At 62.9% G+C, this 15,522-nt stretch carries 15 protein-coding genes, 1 pseudogene and 1 riboswitch; of the genes and pseudogenes, 11 read left to right on the top strand and 5 right to left on the bottom strand.

The annotated features are described in order from the left end of the window. Positions 1-19 precede the first annotated feature (19 nt). From AC0J5Z_RS17525 to purU, 3 genes and pseudogenes are all read right to left on the bottom strand, one after another. Entirely contained in the window at positions 20-538 is a 519-nt protein-coding gene (locus AC0J5Z_RS17525; RefSeq protein ID WP_475034758.1) for a gamma carbonic anhydrase family protein, read from the bottom strand. A gap of 72 nt (positions 539-610) precedes the next feature. After that, positions 611-1,276 carry a class I SAM-dependent methyltransferase gene (locus AC0J5Z_RS17520; RefSeq protein WP_475034756.1) on the bottom strand — a complete coding sequence of 222 codons (666 nt, stop codon included), beginning with the start codon at positions 1,274-1,276 and terminating at the stop codon, positions 611-613. Between the two features lie 21 nt (positions 1,277-1,297). Beyond that, positions 1,298-2,149 (bottom strand): annotated as a pseudogene (gene purU / locus AC0J5Z_RS17515) (formyltetrahydrofolate deformylase). A 35-nt stretch (positions 2,150-2,184) separates the two neighbouring features. Beyond that, a riboswitch (ZMP/ZTP riboswitch) is annotated at positions 2,185-2,270 on the top strand. A gap of 115 nt (positions 2,271-2,385) precedes the next feature. Here purU and glyA point away from each other — a divergent pair. From glyA to AC0J5Z_RS17490, 5 genes are all read left to right on the top strand, one after another. Continuing rightward, complete coding sequence (glyA, locus tag AC0J5Z_RS17510) at positions 2,386-3,681, top strand: serine hydroxymethyltransferase (protein WP_475034754.1); 1,296 nt, start codon at positions 2,386-2,388, stop codon at positions 3,679-3,681. Between the two features lie 130 nt (positions 3,682-3,811). Then, the gene (locus AC0J5Z_RS17505; RefSeq protein WP_475034751.1) at positions 3,812-4,705 is read left to right on the top strand and encodes a bifunctional methylenetetrahydrofolate dehydrogenase/methenyltetrahydrofolate cyclohydrolase; all 894 of its coding nucleotides are present in this window, start codon (positions 3,812-3,814) and stop codon (positions 4,703-4,705) included. Between the two features lie 156 nt (positions 4,706-4,861). Continuing rightward, the gene (locus AC0J5Z_RS17500; protein ID WP_475034748.1) at positions 4,862-5,791 is read left to right on the top strand and encodes an ABC transporter ATP-binding protein; all 930 of its coding nucleotides are present in this window, start codon (positions 4,862-4,864) and stop codon (positions 5,789-5,791) included. A gap of 4 nt (positions 5,792-5,795) precedes the next feature. Then, a complete protein-coding gene (locus tag AC0J5Z_RS17495) occupies positions 5,796-6,647 on the top strand; it encodes an ABC transporter permease (protein ID WP_475034746.1) in 852 nt (283 codons plus the stop codon). After that, on the top strand, positions 6,644-7,477 hold the full coding sequence (locus AC0J5Z_RS17490; RefSeq protein ID WP_011773963.1) for an ABC transporter permease: 834 nt from the start codon (positions 6,644-6,646) through the stop codon (positions 7,475-7,477). The genes AC0J5Z_RS17495 and AC0J5Z_RS17490 overlap by 4 nt, the downstream gene beginning before the upstream one ends. A gap of 26 nt (positions 7,478-7,503) precedes the next feature. Here the strand turns inward: AC0J5Z_RS17490 and AC0J5Z_RS17485 are convergent, their stop codons facing one another. Together AC0J5Z_RS17485 and AC0J5Z_RS17480 are read right to left on the bottom strand one after the other, a co-directional pair. Beyond that, positions 7,504-8,829: an MFS transporter gene (locus AC0J5Z_RS17485; protein WP_475034744.1), complete on the bottom strand. Its 1,326-nt coding sequence runs from the start codon at positions 8,827-8,829 to the stop codon at positions 7,504-7,506. Between the two features lie 50 nt (positions 8,830-8,879). Next, positions 8,880-9,971 carry a C45 family autoproteolytic acyltransferase/hydolase gene (locus AC0J5Z_RS17480; RefSeq protein ID WP_475034742.1) on the bottom strand — a complete coding sequence of 364 codons (1,092 nt, stop codon included), beginning with the start codon at positions 9,969-9,971 and terminating at the stop codon, positions 8,880-8,882. Positions 9,972-10,150: 179 nt separating this feature from the next. Here AC0J5Z_RS17480 and AC0J5Z_RS17475 point away from each other — a divergent pair, with 179 nt between their 5' ends. The 6 genes from AC0J5Z_RS17475 to AC0J5Z_RS17450 all read left to right on the top strand — a co-directional run bounded on the left by AC0J5Z_RS17475 (position 10,151) and on the right by AC0J5Z_RS17450 (position 15,520). After that, on the top strand, positions 10,151-11,203 hold the full coding sequence (locus AC0J5Z_RS17475) for a LacI family DNA-binding transcriptional regulator (RefSeq protein ID WP_475034739.1): 1,053 nt from the start codon (positions 10,151-10,153) through the stop codon (positions 11,201-11,203). A 64-nt stretch (positions 11,204-11,267) separates the two neighbouring features. Further along, positions 11,268-11,834, top strand: coding sequence for a hypothetical protein (locus AC0J5Z_RS17470; protein ID WP_475034736.1), 567 nt, complete (start codon positions 11,268-11,270; stop codon positions 11,832-11,834). A 10-nt stretch (positions 11,835-11,844) separates the two neighbouring features. Further along, the gene (locus AC0J5Z_RS17465) at positions 11,845-12,678 is read left to right on the top strand and encodes an exodeoxyribonuclease III (RefSeq protein ID WP_475034733.1); all 834 of its coding nucleotides are present in this window, start codon (positions 11,845-11,847) and stop codon (positions 12,676-12,678) included. Positions 12,679-12,698: 20 nt separating this feature from the next. Further along, positions 12,699-13,826, top strand: a complete 1,128-nt coding sequence (gene trpS, locus AC0J5Z_RS17460) for a tryptophan--tRNA ligase (protein WP_475034729.1) — start codon at positions 12,699-12,701, stop codon at positions 13,824-13,826. 4 nt (positions 13,827-13,830) lie between these two features. Further along, positions 13,831-14,508 carry a 2'-5' RNA ligase family protein gene (locus tag AC0J5Z_RS17455; protein WP_475034726.1) on the top strand — a complete coding sequence of 226 codons (678 nt, stop codon included), beginning with the start codon at positions 13,831-13,833 and terminating at the stop codon, positions 14,506-14,508. Next, positions 14,435-15,520: a YihY/virulence factor BrkB family protein gene (locus AC0J5Z_RS17450; protein ID WP_475034724.1), complete on the top strand. Its 1,086-nt coding sequence runs from the start codon at positions 14,435-14,437 to the stop codon at positions 15,518-15,520. The genes AC0J5Z_RS17455 and AC0J5Z_RS17450 overlap by 74 nt, the downstream gene beginning before the upstream one ends. Positions 15,521-15,522 lie beyond the last annotated feature (2 nt).

The following is a 15,522-nucleotide window of genomic DNA, read 5'->3' as shown; positions in this document are numbered from 1 at the left end:
GCGGGCCTCGCATTTGGCGTTAAGCGTGCATCTCCCTGTGCGCCGCAGCGAGTTCCTTGTAGTGGGCGGCGTTGTGCTTCACGCCCTCAAACTCTTCATCGGTAAGTTCGCGGCGGACCTTGGCTGGAACACCGGCGACGAGGGAGCGCGGGGGAATGACCGTGCCTTCCAGGACCACGGCGCCGGCAGCGACGAGCGAGCCCGTGCCGATCACCGCGCCGTTGAGGATGGTGGCGCTCATGCCGATGAGGCAATCGTCCTCCACAGTGCATCCATGGACCACGGCGCTGTGCCCCACGGAGACGCGCTCGCCTACCGTGCAGGGGAAACCGGGGTCTGCGTGGAGGACTACGTTGTCCTGGAGGTTGGACCCTGCGCCAACGCTGATGGCGGCCGTATCTGCCCGGACAGAGACGCCATAGAAGGCACTGGTGTCCTCGGCCAACGTGGCTTTACCGATGATGGACGCAGTGGGCGCCACGAAGGCGGTTTCATGGATGGCCGGGGTGTCCCCGGCGAAAGTGTAAGAGGGAGCCATGGAGCCAGCTTAGTTCCCATGTAGGTCGCAATTGAGCGCGTTTTGGGCGCTCAAAACGCGCTCAACTGCGACTCAGTTGGGTGCAGGGGTGCGGAGGACCAGGAATTGGTAGTGCTGGGACCAGTTACCTGCACCGGGCCCGGACTCCACGCCCACACCTTCCGGCCACGTCCGGAAGTGCTCCACCGGGCCGTGTTGGCCAAAAATCCGCCGGACGGTGTCGTCGCTGCGACGACTGAAGAAACGCCGCGGCTCCTCGAGGTCTTCCGGGTTCAGGACCTCGTCGTCCTCCCCTGACCAAAGCCCGACGGCGATTGGCGCACCAGGTGCGGTGACCCGCACGAGTTCGCGGACGACGTCGTGAATCCCGCTGTTGGGCACGTGTAGAAGGGTGCTCATGGTCCACGCAGCTGAGAAGACAGCATCGGGAAATGGCAGGTTCCGGCCGCTGGCAACCGAGGCGTCGAGACCAGCCGAGCGCGCCAGGTGCACGCTCTGCGACGACAGGTCCACGCCGGTGTAGTGCAGACCGGCCCGGACGAATTCCACGCCCTCAACGCCCGTGCCGCAACCCAGTTCGAACAACGAATGACGGTGCTCGGACTTCAGCAGCCGGATGAACCATTCCCTGCATTCGACGCGATGCGGCGTCAGCGCGCGGGTATTCCGCACCGGTGCTTGGCGGTCGTAGAAGACAGCCAGGTCAGCCTCGTGGTCGGAGTCAGGGATGCCCCGCATACCCCCAGCATAGGAGTGGCGTTAGTTGAACACCACGGTCCGGGTGCCGTCGAGGAGCACACGGTGTTCGGCGTGCCACTGGACCGCCTGGGCCAGCGTGCGGCCTTCGACGTCGCGGCCCATCTGGACGAACTGGGCAGCCGTGCGCGCGTGGTCAACGCGGATGACTTCCTGCTCGATAATTGGGCCTTCGTCGAGGTCTGCCGTCACGTAGTGGGCCGTAGCGCCGATGATCTTCACGCCGCGGGCGTGCGCCTGGTGGTACGGCCTTGCGCCCTTGAAGGAGGGGAGGAACGAGTGGTGGATGTTGATGGCCTTGCCGTTCAACTCCGTGCAGAGATCGTTGGAGAGGACCTGCATGTACCGGGCCAGGACAGTAAGTTCCACGTCGTGTTCGGCAATCAGCTTCAGCAGTTGCGCCTCGGCCTGCGGCTTGGTCTCCGGCGTTACCGGGATGTGGTGGAACGGGATGCCGTAGAACTCCGCCAGTTACTCAAGATCCCGGTGGTTGGACACAATGGCCGGAACGTCGATGGGCAAGGTGCCGGTGCGCTGCTGGAACAGGAGATCGTTGAGGCAGTGTGCGTCCTTGGAGCACAAGATGATGGTGCGGACCTTTTCGCCGACAGGGTTGATCTGCCATGTCATGCCGAAGGATTCGGCTACCGGTCGCAGCGCCGTGGCAAGCTCCTCCTGGGAGGACGACGTCGTTGCCTCCACCCGCATGAAGAAGTTGCCTGTGCTGGGGCTTCCGTACTGCTGCGAGTCGGCGATATTGCAGCCGGCCCCAAGGAGGGCTCCGGCTACCGCGTGGACGATGCCGGGGCGGTCCGGGCAGGAGAGTGTTACAACGAAAGCGGTGGAGTCAGTCACACGATCAAGCCTACCTCTGCTGCGTTGTTGTACTGTTAACGGGTCGCAACTGGCGTTGGGTGGACTACCACCAGGGAGCGGCAATCATGAAGACCACGGATCGTACGCCTGGGCCGAGGGTCATGTCTTACCGCTGCACGCACGTGACCGATCCCTCCGTAATCAAGGGGACGCGGGAATGCTGCTGCCGGTAGCCTGACCTGTAGCACCACCCGTCGCCCAGCCAGGAGATCTCCGTGACTACCACAACCACTTCCGCGTCTGTCAGCAACCAGTCGCTCGCCGATCTCGATCCCGAGATCGCAGCAGTCCTCAACCAGGAACTCGGCCGCCAGCGCGGCACCCTGGAAATGATTGCGTCCGAAAACTTCGCACCCCGCGCCGTCATGGAAGCCCAGGGTTCCGTCCTGACCAACAAGTACGCCGAGGGCTACCCGGGCCGCCGCTACTACGGCGGTTGTGAGTACGTCGACGTCGCCGAGCAGCTCGCCATCGACCGCGTCAAGGAACTCTTCAACGCCGAGTACGCCAACGTCCAGCCGCACTCCGGCGCCCAGGCCAACGCTGCTGCGCTGTCCGCCATGATCACCCCGGGCGACAAGATCCTTGGCCTGTCCCTGGCACACGGTGGACACCTGACCCACGGCATGAAGCTCAACTTCTCCGGCAAGCTCTACAACGTGGCTGCCTACCAGGTTGAAGAAGACAACTTCCGCGTGGACATGGACAAGCTGCGCGAGCAGGCCATTGCCGAGAAGCCGCAGGTCATCATCGCCGGTTGGTCCGCCTACCCGCGTCACCTCGACTTCGCGGCCTTCCGCTCCATCGCTGACGAGGTGGGCGCCCTCCTCTGGACGGACATGGCACACTTCGCCGGCCTGGTCGCAGCTGGCCTGCACCCGAGCCCGGTTCCGTACTCCGACGTCGTCACCTCCACGGTTCACAAGACCCTCGCGGGTCCGCGTTCCGGTGTGATTTTGGCCAAGCAGGAGTGGGCCAAGAAGCTCAACTCCAACGTCTTCCCGGGCCAGCAGGGCGGCCCGCTCATGCACGTGATTGCCGCCAAGGCTGTTGCCTTCAAGATTGCCGGCAGCGAAGAGTTCAAGGAGCGCCAGGAGCGCGTCCTCGAGGGTGCCAAGATCATCGCCGACCGCCTGAACCAGTCCGACGTCGCCGAAGCCGGCGTCTCGGTCCTCACCGGCGGCACCGACGTTCACCTGGTCTTGGTTGACCTGCGCAACTCGCAGCTGGACGGCCAGCAGGCCGAAGACCTCCTGCACTCCGTGGGCATCACCGTGAACCGCAACGCTGTTCCGTTCGACCCGCGCCCGCCGATGGTCACCTCCGGCCTCCGCATCGGTACGCCTGCGCTGGCTACCCGCGGATTCGGTGCCACCGAGTTCACCGAGGTTGCCGAGATTATCGCCACCGCGCTGAAGGCAGGCTCCGCTACGGATGTTGAGGCCCTTCAGGCCCGCGTCGACAAGCTTGCCGCTGACTTCCCGCTGTACCCGCAGCACGAGCAGTGGTAAGCGGCCTCCCCAAGCCGTAACAGCATCACCCGGACATTGAACCGGAGCCAACGGGATCCGCCGCCACACCTTCGGCGGCGGGTCCCGTTGGCATGAGCCAACAGGTCACCCACCAGAAAGAGCAGATGGAATGACACAGTCCACCGCACAAATCCTTGACGGCAAGGCCACCGCCGCAGCCATCAAGGCAGAACTGACCACTCGCGTTTCCGTCCTTGCCGCTAAGGGAATCGTCCCCGGCCTGGGCACCATCCTGGTGGGTTCCGACCCCGGCAGCACCTGGTACGTCGGCGGCAAGCACAAGGACTGCGCCGAGGTTGGCATCCAGTCCATCCGCCGCGACCTCCCCGAAGACATCTCACAGGAAGACCTCCTGAAGGTTGTCCGTGAACTCAACGACAACCCTGAGTGCACGGGCTACATTGTCCAGCTGCCCCTGCCCAAGCACATCGACCAGGACGTCATCCTGGAAGCCATGGACCCTGACAAGGACGCCGATGGCCTGCACCCCATGAACCTCGGCCGCCTGGTGGCCAACGTCAACGGCGAGATGAAGTCCCCGCTGCCCTGCACGCCCAAAGGCTGTGTGGAGTTGCTCCGCCGCCACAACATTGAGCTCAAGGGCAAGCGCGTCCTGGTGGTCGGCCGCGGCGTCACCATCGGCCGCCCCATTGGCCTTCTGTTGACCCGCAAGGAAGTCAACGCCACAGTCATCCTCGCCCACACCGGAACGGTGGACCTGCCGGCGGAACTCAAGCAGGCCGACGTCGTGATTGCCGCCGCAGGCGTCCCGCACATGATCAAGGCTGAAAACCTCAAGCCCGGCGCAATAGTGCTCGACGTCGGCGTCAGCCGTGTGGACGACGGCAACGGTAAAGCTGTTGTCACCGGAGACGTGGACCCGGCGGCTGCCGACGTCGCCGCTTGGCTGTCCCCGAACCCGGGCGGCGTAGGTCCGATGACGCGCGCCATGCTGCTCGCGAACGTGGTGGAGAGTGCGGAGCGCCAGGCGGGCATCGCCTAGTACGTCCCAAAACCGAGAGGGCTCTTGCAAAAGAATCTGCAAGAGCCCTTTCACATGTCAGGGGGCGCTACTAGTGTGCTGAGGGTGCACAATGAAGCAATCCGCTCTCCGACACCATCACCAACTCAGTCAGAATCGTCGCAATCCGGCTTCGACATGAACCGACCAACCGTCATTAGCGCCCGGAACCTCACCAAGGCCTATGGTGACCTCACCGCCGTGGACAACATCTCCTTCGACGTACCAGCGGGGGAGTCCTTCGGGCTGCTGGGGCCCAACGGTGCGGGCAAGTCCACCACTATGAAAATGATCGGTGGCGTATCCCAACGCACCTCGGGCACGCTCAGCATCATGGGCCTGGACCCCGAATCCCACGGCCCCGAAGTGAGGGCGCATCTGGGCGTCGTTCCACAGCAGGACAACCTGGACGAAGAGCTTAGGGTCCGCGAAAACCTGATTGTCTATGGGCGCTACTTCGGCCTGCCCCTGAGCTACCTACGGCCGAAAGCTGATGAGCTCCTGGAATTCGCGCAGCTGACTGACAAGGCCAACTCGAAGGTGGACGCGCTCTCCGGAGGCATGAAGCGCCGGCTCACCATCGCCCGATCTTTGATCAACGAGCCACGGATCCTGCTCCTCGACGAACCGACTACCGGGCTCGACCCGCAGGCGCGCCACATCTTGTGGGACAGGCTGTTCCGGCTCAAGGAAAACGGCGTCACCCTCATCCTCACCACGCACTACATGGACGAGGCCGAACAACTCTGCGATCGCCTGATTGTGGTGGACAAAGGCCGCATCATGGCCGAGGGATCTCCGGCCAACCTCATCCGCGAGCACTCCTCGCGCGAAGTACTCGAGCTCAGGTTCGGGTCCGAGCGGAACGCGACCATCGGCGTCGAACTTCAAGGCATCGGCGAGCGGCTGGAGACGCTGCCTGACCGCGTGCTCATCTACGCGCACGACGGCGAGGCCGCCCTGGAGCAGGTCACTGCCCGCGGGCTGCACCCGATGACCTCGTTGGTGCGCCGCTCGTCGCTGGAGGATGTCTTCCTGCGGTTGACCGGCAGGAGCCTCGTTGACTGAGTCGGTGAACAAACCACGCACGACGGCGGCGCAGCCGTTGCGGGCCCACTCACCTGAGATTTCGGCTGCCCGGGCGCGACGCTGGGGTTCCTTCTTCTATGCGGAGCAGGTGCTTCGCGTCATGCGGAACTACGGCTGGTCCGTGATCCTGTACAGCGTGGGGCAGCCCGTGGCGTACCTCTTCGCCATGGGAGTTGGCCTCGCCAGCTTGGTGGACGCCAACAGCGAGGCGGCGTTCGGCGGTGTCAGCTATCTGGAGTTCGTGGCTCCGGCTTTGTTGGTCTCCGCGGCGGTGATGACGGCGTCGGGGGAGTTCTCTTATCCCATCATGGACGGTTTCAAATGGCGCCGCGTGTTCTACGGACCACATGCCTCGCCGCTGATTCCGCAGCAGATCGCCAGTGGACACATCATGGCCAGTTCCCTGCGGTTCCTGTTGCAATCGGTGGTCTACTTCGCGGTCGTGGCTATGTTTGGCGCTTCACCGAGCCCATGGGGTTGGGTATCGGCCATCGTGGCAACGGTGGCTGCCCTGAGCTTTGGCCTGCCCCTGATGGCCTATGCAGCAAGCATCACCCAGGACAAAGGGCAGTTCGCGTTGGTGCAACGCTTCATAGTGATGCCGCTGTTCCTGTTCTCCGGGACGTTCTTCCCGCTGGATTCGCTGCCGATCGCCGTTCGTTGGATCGGTTGGATCTCACCGGTGTGGCATGGAACCGAGCTGGGCCGGGTATTCACCTACGGGATGGACCAGGACCCGCTGCTGACGATCATCCACATGGTGTTCCTCGTGGCGACAGCGACGGTGGGCTGGATACTTGTCCGGCGCCAGTTCGTGAAAAGGATGGGCTCGTGAGTGTCCTGACAGGTGGCCACAGCGCCACGGACCTTGCCCGTGAGCGGAAGTTCGGTTCCCTTTACTCGCGCAACGCCAAGGCCGTGGTGGGCCGCGGGCTCATGGCTGCCAAGAGCAGTACGTGGCTGGTGATGGTGTCCGGGTTCTTCGAACCAGTGCTGTTCCTGCTGGCCATGGGCGTGGGCATGGGTTCGATAGTGGGCACGGTCCAAGGGCCGGGCGGCGAGGAAATCAGCTATGCCGCGTATATTGCGCCGGCACTCCTCGCGGTCTCGGCCATGAACGGAGCAATTTACGACTCCACGTGGAACGTCTTCTTCAAGATGAACTTCGCCAAGCTCTATCAGGGAATGCTCTACACGTCCCTGGGCCCGCTGGACGTCGCCATTGGCGAGATCTTCCTGGCCCTCCTGCGGGGCCTGCTTTACGCCACGGGATTCACCGCTGTCATGGGGGTGATGGGGCTGCTCACCAGCTGGTGGGCCATCCTGGTCATTCCGGCGTCGGTGTTGATCGCGTTCGGCTTCGCGAGCTTCGGCATGGGCATCACCAGCTTCATGAAGACCTTCCAGCAGATGGACTGGATCAACTTCTTCCTGCTGCCCATGTTCCTGTTCAGCGCCACGTTTTACCCGCTCAGCGTCTACCCGCAGGTCATCCAGTGGTTCATTCAAGCCATGCCCTTGTGGCACGGGGTGGAGTTGCTGCGGCAGATCAGCGTGGGCTCGTTCAGTCCGGCCACTGCCATCCACGTGGGTTACTACGTTGTGATGATCGCGCTCGGGATCATGCTGACCACGGGAAGGCTGCGCCAGCTTTTCCTGAAGTAGGACCAGCGGCGCAGCCCGCACGGGTCCTAGGCCGTCTCGATCTCAGCCATGGTCAGCTTTGCGTTGTCGCGCAGGCCCCAAGAACACAGTCCCATGACTGCCAGCGCGGAGACTGTGTAAATCACGACGCCGATCGGGTCGCCTTGCGTGGCGATCAGCAATGCCGTGGCCACAGTGGCTGCCGTGCCGCCACCCAGGGCTGAGCCGATCTGATAGCTGGCCGAAATGGCCGAGTAGCGGGAAGCTGCCGGGAACTGTTCGCCAAGGAATGCCGGCAACGGGCCCTGCGGAACGGTGTTCAGCGCGCCGCCCAGCGTGAACATCAGGAGGGCAAGCCAGCCGGTGTGTGTCTCGATGGCCGGAAAGAACGCCAGGAAGTAGATGATGAGCATCACCGAACCACCTATCATCACCGGCTTACGGCCGATCCTGTCGGAAAGTATCGCGGCGAGAGGCGCGGAGATGACGCTGGCCAGGGCACCCCACAGCTGGAACTGAAGTGATTCACTGTCGGAATAGCCGCGCTGGAGCACGTACGACATGAGGAACACTGTGGCGATGTAGGTGAAGGTGTTGTAGCCGTAGCTGACGCCGATCGACATCAGGATCTGCCGCGGATGCGACTTGAGGACTGCCAACAGTGGAATCCTGGGTGCCTGGGTGCCGGAAGGGCGTTCGTCCTGGGGTAGGGTCAGCCGGGCAATAAGGCCAGCCAGCACCAGGAGGCCGCCGATCCAGAAGGGTACCCGCCAAGCAAAGCTGGCCACTTCGCCGCCCGCGAAGGCGTCAGTGAGCGTAAAAACGCCGGAACCCATAAGCACGCCCAGCCCAATGCCCATGCTGGTGAAGCTTCCCCACAGTCCTCGGCGACCCGCCGGTGCCGCCTCGATTCCTAACAAGGCAGCGCCTCCCCATTCACCGCCGGCAGAGAATCCTTGAACCAGACGCAATGCGATGAGCAGCATAGGGGCCGTGGCACCGATCGAATCTGCACTGGGCAGGCAGCCGATCAAGAAGGTGCTCCCACCCATCAGGATGAGCGTGAGGATCAGGATCTTGCGCCGGCCGAGACGGTCGCCGAAGTGGCCCAGGACGATACCGCCCAAGGGCCGGGCCAGGAATCCGGCACCGAAGGAAGCGAACGCCACCAATGTTCCGGTCAGAGGATCAAGGTTGGGGAAGAAGAGCTGCGGAAACACCAAGGCTGCAGCCAACCCGTAGATGGTGAAGTCATAAAACTCCAGTGCGGTTCCAAAACAGGAGACGAAGAAAGTACGTGCAGCTGAGACGGGGCGCTTGGACGACGGACCTTGTGGTTCCAGCGCAACATTGGGCTGAAGGGATTGCGGCAAGGAAGTGCCTTTCGTTGGTTGTTTTGTTGGGGTCGTGAGGCTGGTCTGGCTTAGAAGGTCAGGAAGCCATCGCGTGCGGCGTCGGCGGGGTTGGCAGCTGCGTAAGCGAGGGAGCAGTCGCCGGCATCGACGCTGATGGTCAGCAGCGTCTGCCACTGCTCGTGTCGCGGCGCCGAGGCGTCAGGATGGAAACAGACCACGGATGAAGCTCCCTCTGACGAGCAGAACTGCTTGGCCCGGTCCGCGATGCCCAGGCCGGCGAGCTCCGTTCTCACGCGCCCAAGGTGGGTCAGGCGCTGGGGCGACAACGCGCCGTCGTCGATTGCGTCCTCTTCCGCGAGGACGGGGTCCAGGAAGTGGTTTGTGTGGAGCAGCCAGCCGTCGCTGCCGGCATCCACGACGCCGGTGCCGGCGGGAGAGACCTCGATGCTGGCGGCCAGGCGCGGGGTACTGGTGCCGGAAGCGGTAGCTGTGAAAACAGTGAAGACGGTAGAGGCGCTAACTCTTGCTGAGGACGCGATGTCGATAGCTTGGTCGATGGTCGAGGCCTCATCGAGGATGCGGCGGGCGATTGCGTGGACCGGAACTCCAGCGGAGTCATCATCCCTTGAGTGGGCAAGGATGTTGAAATGCAGGCCGAGGCCCTCACTGTTGACACCGATCTTGCCCAGCGTCCCGAACTCCGTGAACGTCTTGGTGGTCCGACCGGGGGATGGGGTTAGCTCGAGCAAGAGTCCGTCGGGGGCGAGGTGGTCATGCCAGTCCCAGGTCTGAATGGTTTCCGGCGCCGAAGTCCGGGCTGGTGCGTAGACCGCCGTCGAGCATTCATGGGAGACGACCTTCCGGGGTGCCGCCGCAAGAATCTCAGTGCGTGCGTTGACCACACTCAGCTCCCAGGTCTCGAGTCCGGCGCCGGTGGCCCAGCCCTCAGCTTCCTCGGCCAGTGCCGGGCACCAGGCATGGAGGGCTGCATGGCTCTGCTCCGCAACGTCCCGGATTTTCTGCGGGGCGATGCCAAGCGTGGCGAAGAAGTCAAAGTAGAGCTTTGCGGTATTGCGTGTTTGAGCCTCCCAAGTGCGGCCGATGTCCAAGCCGCGCTCGCGGGGATTGTGTGCGGCGGATGTGTGGCGGTGAAGCTGCATAGGTCTCCTAGAGGGAGCCATCCCCGTTTGAGTGCGGGTGGGCTCTTGGATGAGGTGGATCACTTGTGACGCTCAAAGTACGGAAGAAAAACGTTTTTGTGTAGCTGGTCCGCGAGATTTATCGTTAATTTCGGAAGTCGGATCTCACGAGGTCCCTCGGAGACGAATACAGGAGGCCCATGGCCCGCGAACTACAACACGGCGCCACGATCTGGGACGTAGCGCGGAAAGCCGGAGTGTCGATCACCACGGTGTCGCACTCCCTCAATGGCAAGGGCAACATCAGCGAGGCCACCCGGGAACGGGTCCGCGCCGTTGCCTCGGAGATGGGTTACGTTGCAGACGCCATGGCACGGGGGCTTCGAAGTTCCAAGATGAATGCGATCGGGCTGGTGTTCCGTTCCTTGGACAGCTTGGGCAACTATGGTCCCAATGGCGTGGACGTCTTCATGAAACTCGCGGGAGCAGCCGCGGCCGAGACGCTGAATCGGAATCTGGGCCTGATGCTCGTCCCCGACTTGAGCCGTGGACCGCTTCCCCCGTTTTCCATGTCCCTGGACGGTTACATAGTTTTCGCCCCGCATCTGGATGACCCAGTGGTGGCTTTGCTGGAGAAGCGTGGAATTCCCTATGTGACCTGGGATCGCGATCCGGGCCGCCCCGACTTCCGGAACTGGGTCGCTCACGACGACGCAGCGTCCACACGAGTCGTCTTGGACCACCTGGCTGCAGCGGGCGCTGGATCCATCGCCTACGTGGGCGGCACGGACAGGAACGCTTGGAACTTCGATTGCGAGGCCGCCTACGTTGCCTGGTGCCTGGAAACCGGCAAGGAACCCCGGATTTATCATGTACCGGAACGGGACGGCGTGGAGGGTGGTCGGCAAGTGGGTGCCAGGATTTTGGGCGACGGCCTGCCGGGCGCAGTTTTTTGCTTAACGGGTAGGCACGCCAGCGGGGCAGCCCAGGCCATGCAGGAACGTGGAGTCCGTATCCCGGGGGACCTGCTGGTGTGCACGGGCTCGGACTCTGAACACTCACGGCAGCACAAGCCCCCGATTTCCGCCCTTGACGTGGATATTCCTGCCGCGGCCGCCGCGCTGGTTGAGAGACTCTGCGAAGTCATGGAGGGTAAGTCAAGGTCGGACCCGGTTCTGCTGGCGGCGCGGTTCCTGCACCGCAAATCCACGTCGGCGGGCAAGACCCGGAATCAGCAGAGGCGCGGATCCTAGCATGGCATGTTCGCCGTCCGTGGAAGCGGACAGGGCACCTTTCCGCATTTGAGAGAATGGGTTCATGCAATCTCTTGGTGACCCGCACCCGTCCACGTCCCCCGCTGGTAAAGGCCTGTTCAAAGGCTTCCGCATCGGCGGCCTGGGGATGACAGTCGTCATCATCGCTTTCCTGGTCGCCGTCATCTTTGCGGCCAACCAAAACGATGTTGTGGGCTGGGTTGTTGCCGTTATCGCTTTCGGGTGGCTTGCCTTGGCAACGTTCGTGGTGCTGAGCATCCGCAAGGCCGCGCAGCGGGCCGGTGCCAAGCTGAGCGAAGCGCAAAATGCCTTCAACGCCGCAGCCGGCCGCGCGCCGTCGTCGTCCGCTGCTGACAGCGGTGGCACGCGCGTAGTCGCCGAGCGCAGCAACGCAGATGAAGTCCGCGACCTCAAGCTGGACCACTCATTCAAGATTGTCCAGGTGCAGGTCCGGGTGGTGGACGAGGAACGTGCCAAGGGCGCAACGGCGGACCAGGACACCATCAACCGCGCGCTGGAAACCATCGCCATTACGGCCACGAATGCGCGGGACATGATCAAGTCTTCAGGTGGCGCGGACGAGCCCGTGGCCGGCACCATCATCGACTAGAGTAGAGCGGGTGAGTACGGCATTGAAGAAGGACTTCCTTCGCATCGCATCAGTTAACGTCAATGGCCTGCGGGCTGCCTACAAGAACGGCATGGCGGAATGGCTGGAGCCTCGCGAGGTAGACATTCTCTGCCTTCAGGAAGTCCGCGCCCCTGATGACATCGTCAGGAAGCTGATCGGCGAAGGCTGGCACATCCTTCACACCGAAGCTGAGGCCAAGGGCCGTGCCGGTGTGGCCATCGCGTCCCGCGAGGAGCCCACCGCCACCCGTGTCGGCGTTGGCGACGAGTACTTCGATACGTCCGGGCGCTGGGTCGAAGCGGATTACACCGTCAAGAACACAGCCGGCGAGCCCGCCACCCTCACCGTTGTCAGTGCCTATGTGCACTCCGGAGAAGTGGGAACCCCCAAGCAGGACGACAAGTTCCGTTTCCTCGATGCCATGACCGTCCGCTTGCCTGAGCTCGCCAAGCACAGCGACCACGCTTTGGTGGTTGGCGACCTCAACGTCGGACACACTGAACTCGACATCAAGAACTGGAAGGGCAACGTCAAACGTGCCGGCTTCCTCCCGGAGGAGCGTGCGTACTTTGACCGTTTCCTCGGTGAAGAAATCGGATGGAGGGATGTCCACAGGGGCCTGGCAGGTAATGTCGTCGGCCCCTACACCTGGTGGTCCCAGCGCGGTAAGGCCTTTGACACTGACACAGGCTGGCGCATCGACTACCACCTGGCCACTCCGGACCTCGCAGCAGCCGCTTTCTCGGCTGTAGTGGACCGTGCGCCTTCGTGGGACACCCGCTTCTCTGACCACGCTCCGCTGGTAGTCGACTACCGGCTCTAAGCTTCCTAAGGTATTGCTCCATGACTAGTTCCACCACGACCGAAACCGGCGCATCGGCTAATGCTGCTGCGACCGAACCGAAGCATGTGACGTCCACCAAGCTGGCCGTTGGCGCCAAGCATCGGGTCCTGTCCGGCATGCAGCCTTCCGCCGACTCCCTGCACCTTGGCAACTACCTCGGCGCTTTGGTCAACTGGGTCCGAATGCAGGACGAGTATGACGCCGTGTACTTCATTCCTGACTTGCACGCCATCACGGTGCCGCAGGATCCGGCGGAGCTCGCCCGGCGCACACGGGTTACCGCCGCCCAGTACATCGCCGGCGGTGTAGACGTGGAAAAGTGCACCCTCTTCGTCCAGTCCCAGGTTCCCGAGCACGCCCAGTTGGCGTGGGTCCTGAACTGCATCACGGGTATGGGCGAAGCCGCCCGCATGACCCAGTTCAAGGACAAGGCGCAGAAACAGGGTTCGGACCACGCCAGTGTTGGCCTGTTTACCTACCCCATCCTGCAGGCCGCTGACATTCTGTTGTACCAGCCGCACGGTGTGCCGGTGGGTGAAGACCAGCGCCAGCACGTGGAATTGAGCCGCGATCTCGCCACCCGCTTCAACAGCCGCTTCGGCGAGACGTTCCAAGTGCCCGAGGCCTTCATTCAGAAGGAATCGGCAAAGATTTACGATCTCCAGAACCCTACGGCCAAGATGTCCAAGTCCGCGGAATCACCGGCCGGGCTGATCAACCTGCTGGATGACCCAAAGACGGTAGCCAAGCGGATTAAGTCCGCTGTCACGGACACCGAAACCGAGATCCGGTACGACCGCGAGAATAAGCCGGGTGTATCCAACCTCCTGACCATCTACTCGGCCATCAGCGGTACGCCGGTGGAGAAGATCGTGGCTGACTATCAGGGAAAGATGTACGGCCACTTGAAGGTTGACCTGGCCGAACTCGTTTCCGGACACTTGGCACCCATCCGGGAGCGTGCCAACGAACTCCTGGCTGATCCCGCCGAACTCGATCGGCTCCTGGCCCTCGGCGCGGACAAGGCACGCGAAATTGCGGCCGCAACCCTCGCGGACGTCTACTCCAAGGTCGGCTTCCTGCCATACCGCGGCGATGCCTCTCGCGGGAACCAGGGAGTCCGCTAAGTCCATGTGCTCCGCTGGCCAGCTCAACGTCAAGACCGGCACCCGCAAGGGTGCCGGTCCGGACGACTCCCGCCAGCCCGCTGTTTCCGGCACCGATTGCGGCGCCGATGACACCATGTGCGTCGGTGTAATCCTCGGTTTCCCGCCGGAGATCGCCCGGGAACTCCAGCAATGGAGGGCTTCCTTCGGTGATCCGATGGCCGAGGTCATTCCTGCCCACATCACCTTGATCACCACCACACCCACCCAGGACTGGGCGGCTACCCGCGAACACGTCCGGGAAGTCGCACGGACCCAGGAACCGTTTGACATCACCATTTCCGGCACGGGTTCTTTCCGTCCCATCTCGCCGGTGGTGTTTGTCAACGTAGAGGAAGGCTTTGAGGAGTGCGTGCAGTTGCACGAGAAACTCCAAACAGGCCCACTCGAGCGGATGTTGCCCTTCCCGTACCACCCGCACGTCACTGTGGCGCACGATGTCGCCCAGGAAAACCTTGACGAAGCGGAAACGGTCCTCAGGGATTACCGGGCGACCTTCCCTGTGGTTAGCATGGGACTTTACGAGCACGACACCAATGGAATTTGGCAGCTACGGGAAGAGCTCGACTTTGGCGGCGATACTGACGAAGCACAGCAAGCGGATCCAAGCCACAGAGGCGGACGTTCCTCCGCTGCCAACTGAGCTGGCAAAACTCAAACTCCAACTTCTCCGTAAGAGGCAGGACTGGGGCCACGCCAAGCGCGCCGGCGAGGGCCTACCCAAAAAGTCGGGCGCGTTCTTTGCACTCTTACTCGCCAGGCTGAACACCAACCGGGCCCTGCGATCCTTCCAGCACTACACGCGGCAACACGGGCCGTTGTTGAGTGCCGGCATCGGCTTCAACATGTTCTTCTCCGTGACGGGTCTCCTCACCACAGGCTTCGCTATTGCCGGCATCGTCCTGGGCGGTAACCCTGCGCTGCAGGATGCCGTGATCGACAGCGTGGCCGCGGCTGCTCCGGGTCTTCTTCAGGTGGATGGCGGCGAAGGGCTGGTGGATCCACAGTCCCTGCTGAACCCGTCGGGACTTGGGTGGACGGCCGTCATCGCGGCGGTTGTCACTGTCTTTGTTTCCCTTGGCTGGATCGCCAGCGTCAGGGAAGGGCTTCGGGGGGTCATGAAGGCGGACCCCTTGGTACGCAACGCGATCCTTCAGAAGCTCATCGATGCCGGCACGCTGCTGCTCCTCGGCGTCATCCTCGTCATCAGCGCAGGCGTCTCGCTCGTCTTTGGTATCGCAGCTGAGTGGCTCATCGGCTTGCTCAAGCTGGACGAGGACGTTGCGGCGCCCATCGCGGCAACCGTCAAGATCGTGGTTCCGCTCCTGCTGAACTGCGCGACGGCGGCAGTACTCTTTCGTATCGCAGGTGGCCTGAAGCTTGGGCGCCGCGCGTTCTTGGAAGGCGTGGTGCTTGCGGGTGTCGGCACCACTATCCTGCAATTCTTCAGCACTGAACTTCTGGCCCGTTCCGGCAACAACCCGGTACTGGCATCCTTTGCCATCATCATCGGCCTGCTGATCTGGTTCAATCTGGTGAGCCAGGTGTATCTCGTCTCGGCGTCGTGGTCAGCTATCCGCGAGGCTGACACGGAGGCGGGGGAGTCGCCGCGCAAGAAAGTCCTCGGTTCGCGCCGCGTGGCACCCCGCGCCTGACA

This window comes from Paenarthrobacter sp. TRD_SC_7 (assembly GCF_056156245.1).
The sequence above is the reverse complement of the archived record's forward strand: the minus strand, read 5'-3'. Positions and strand labels throughout refer to the sequence as shown.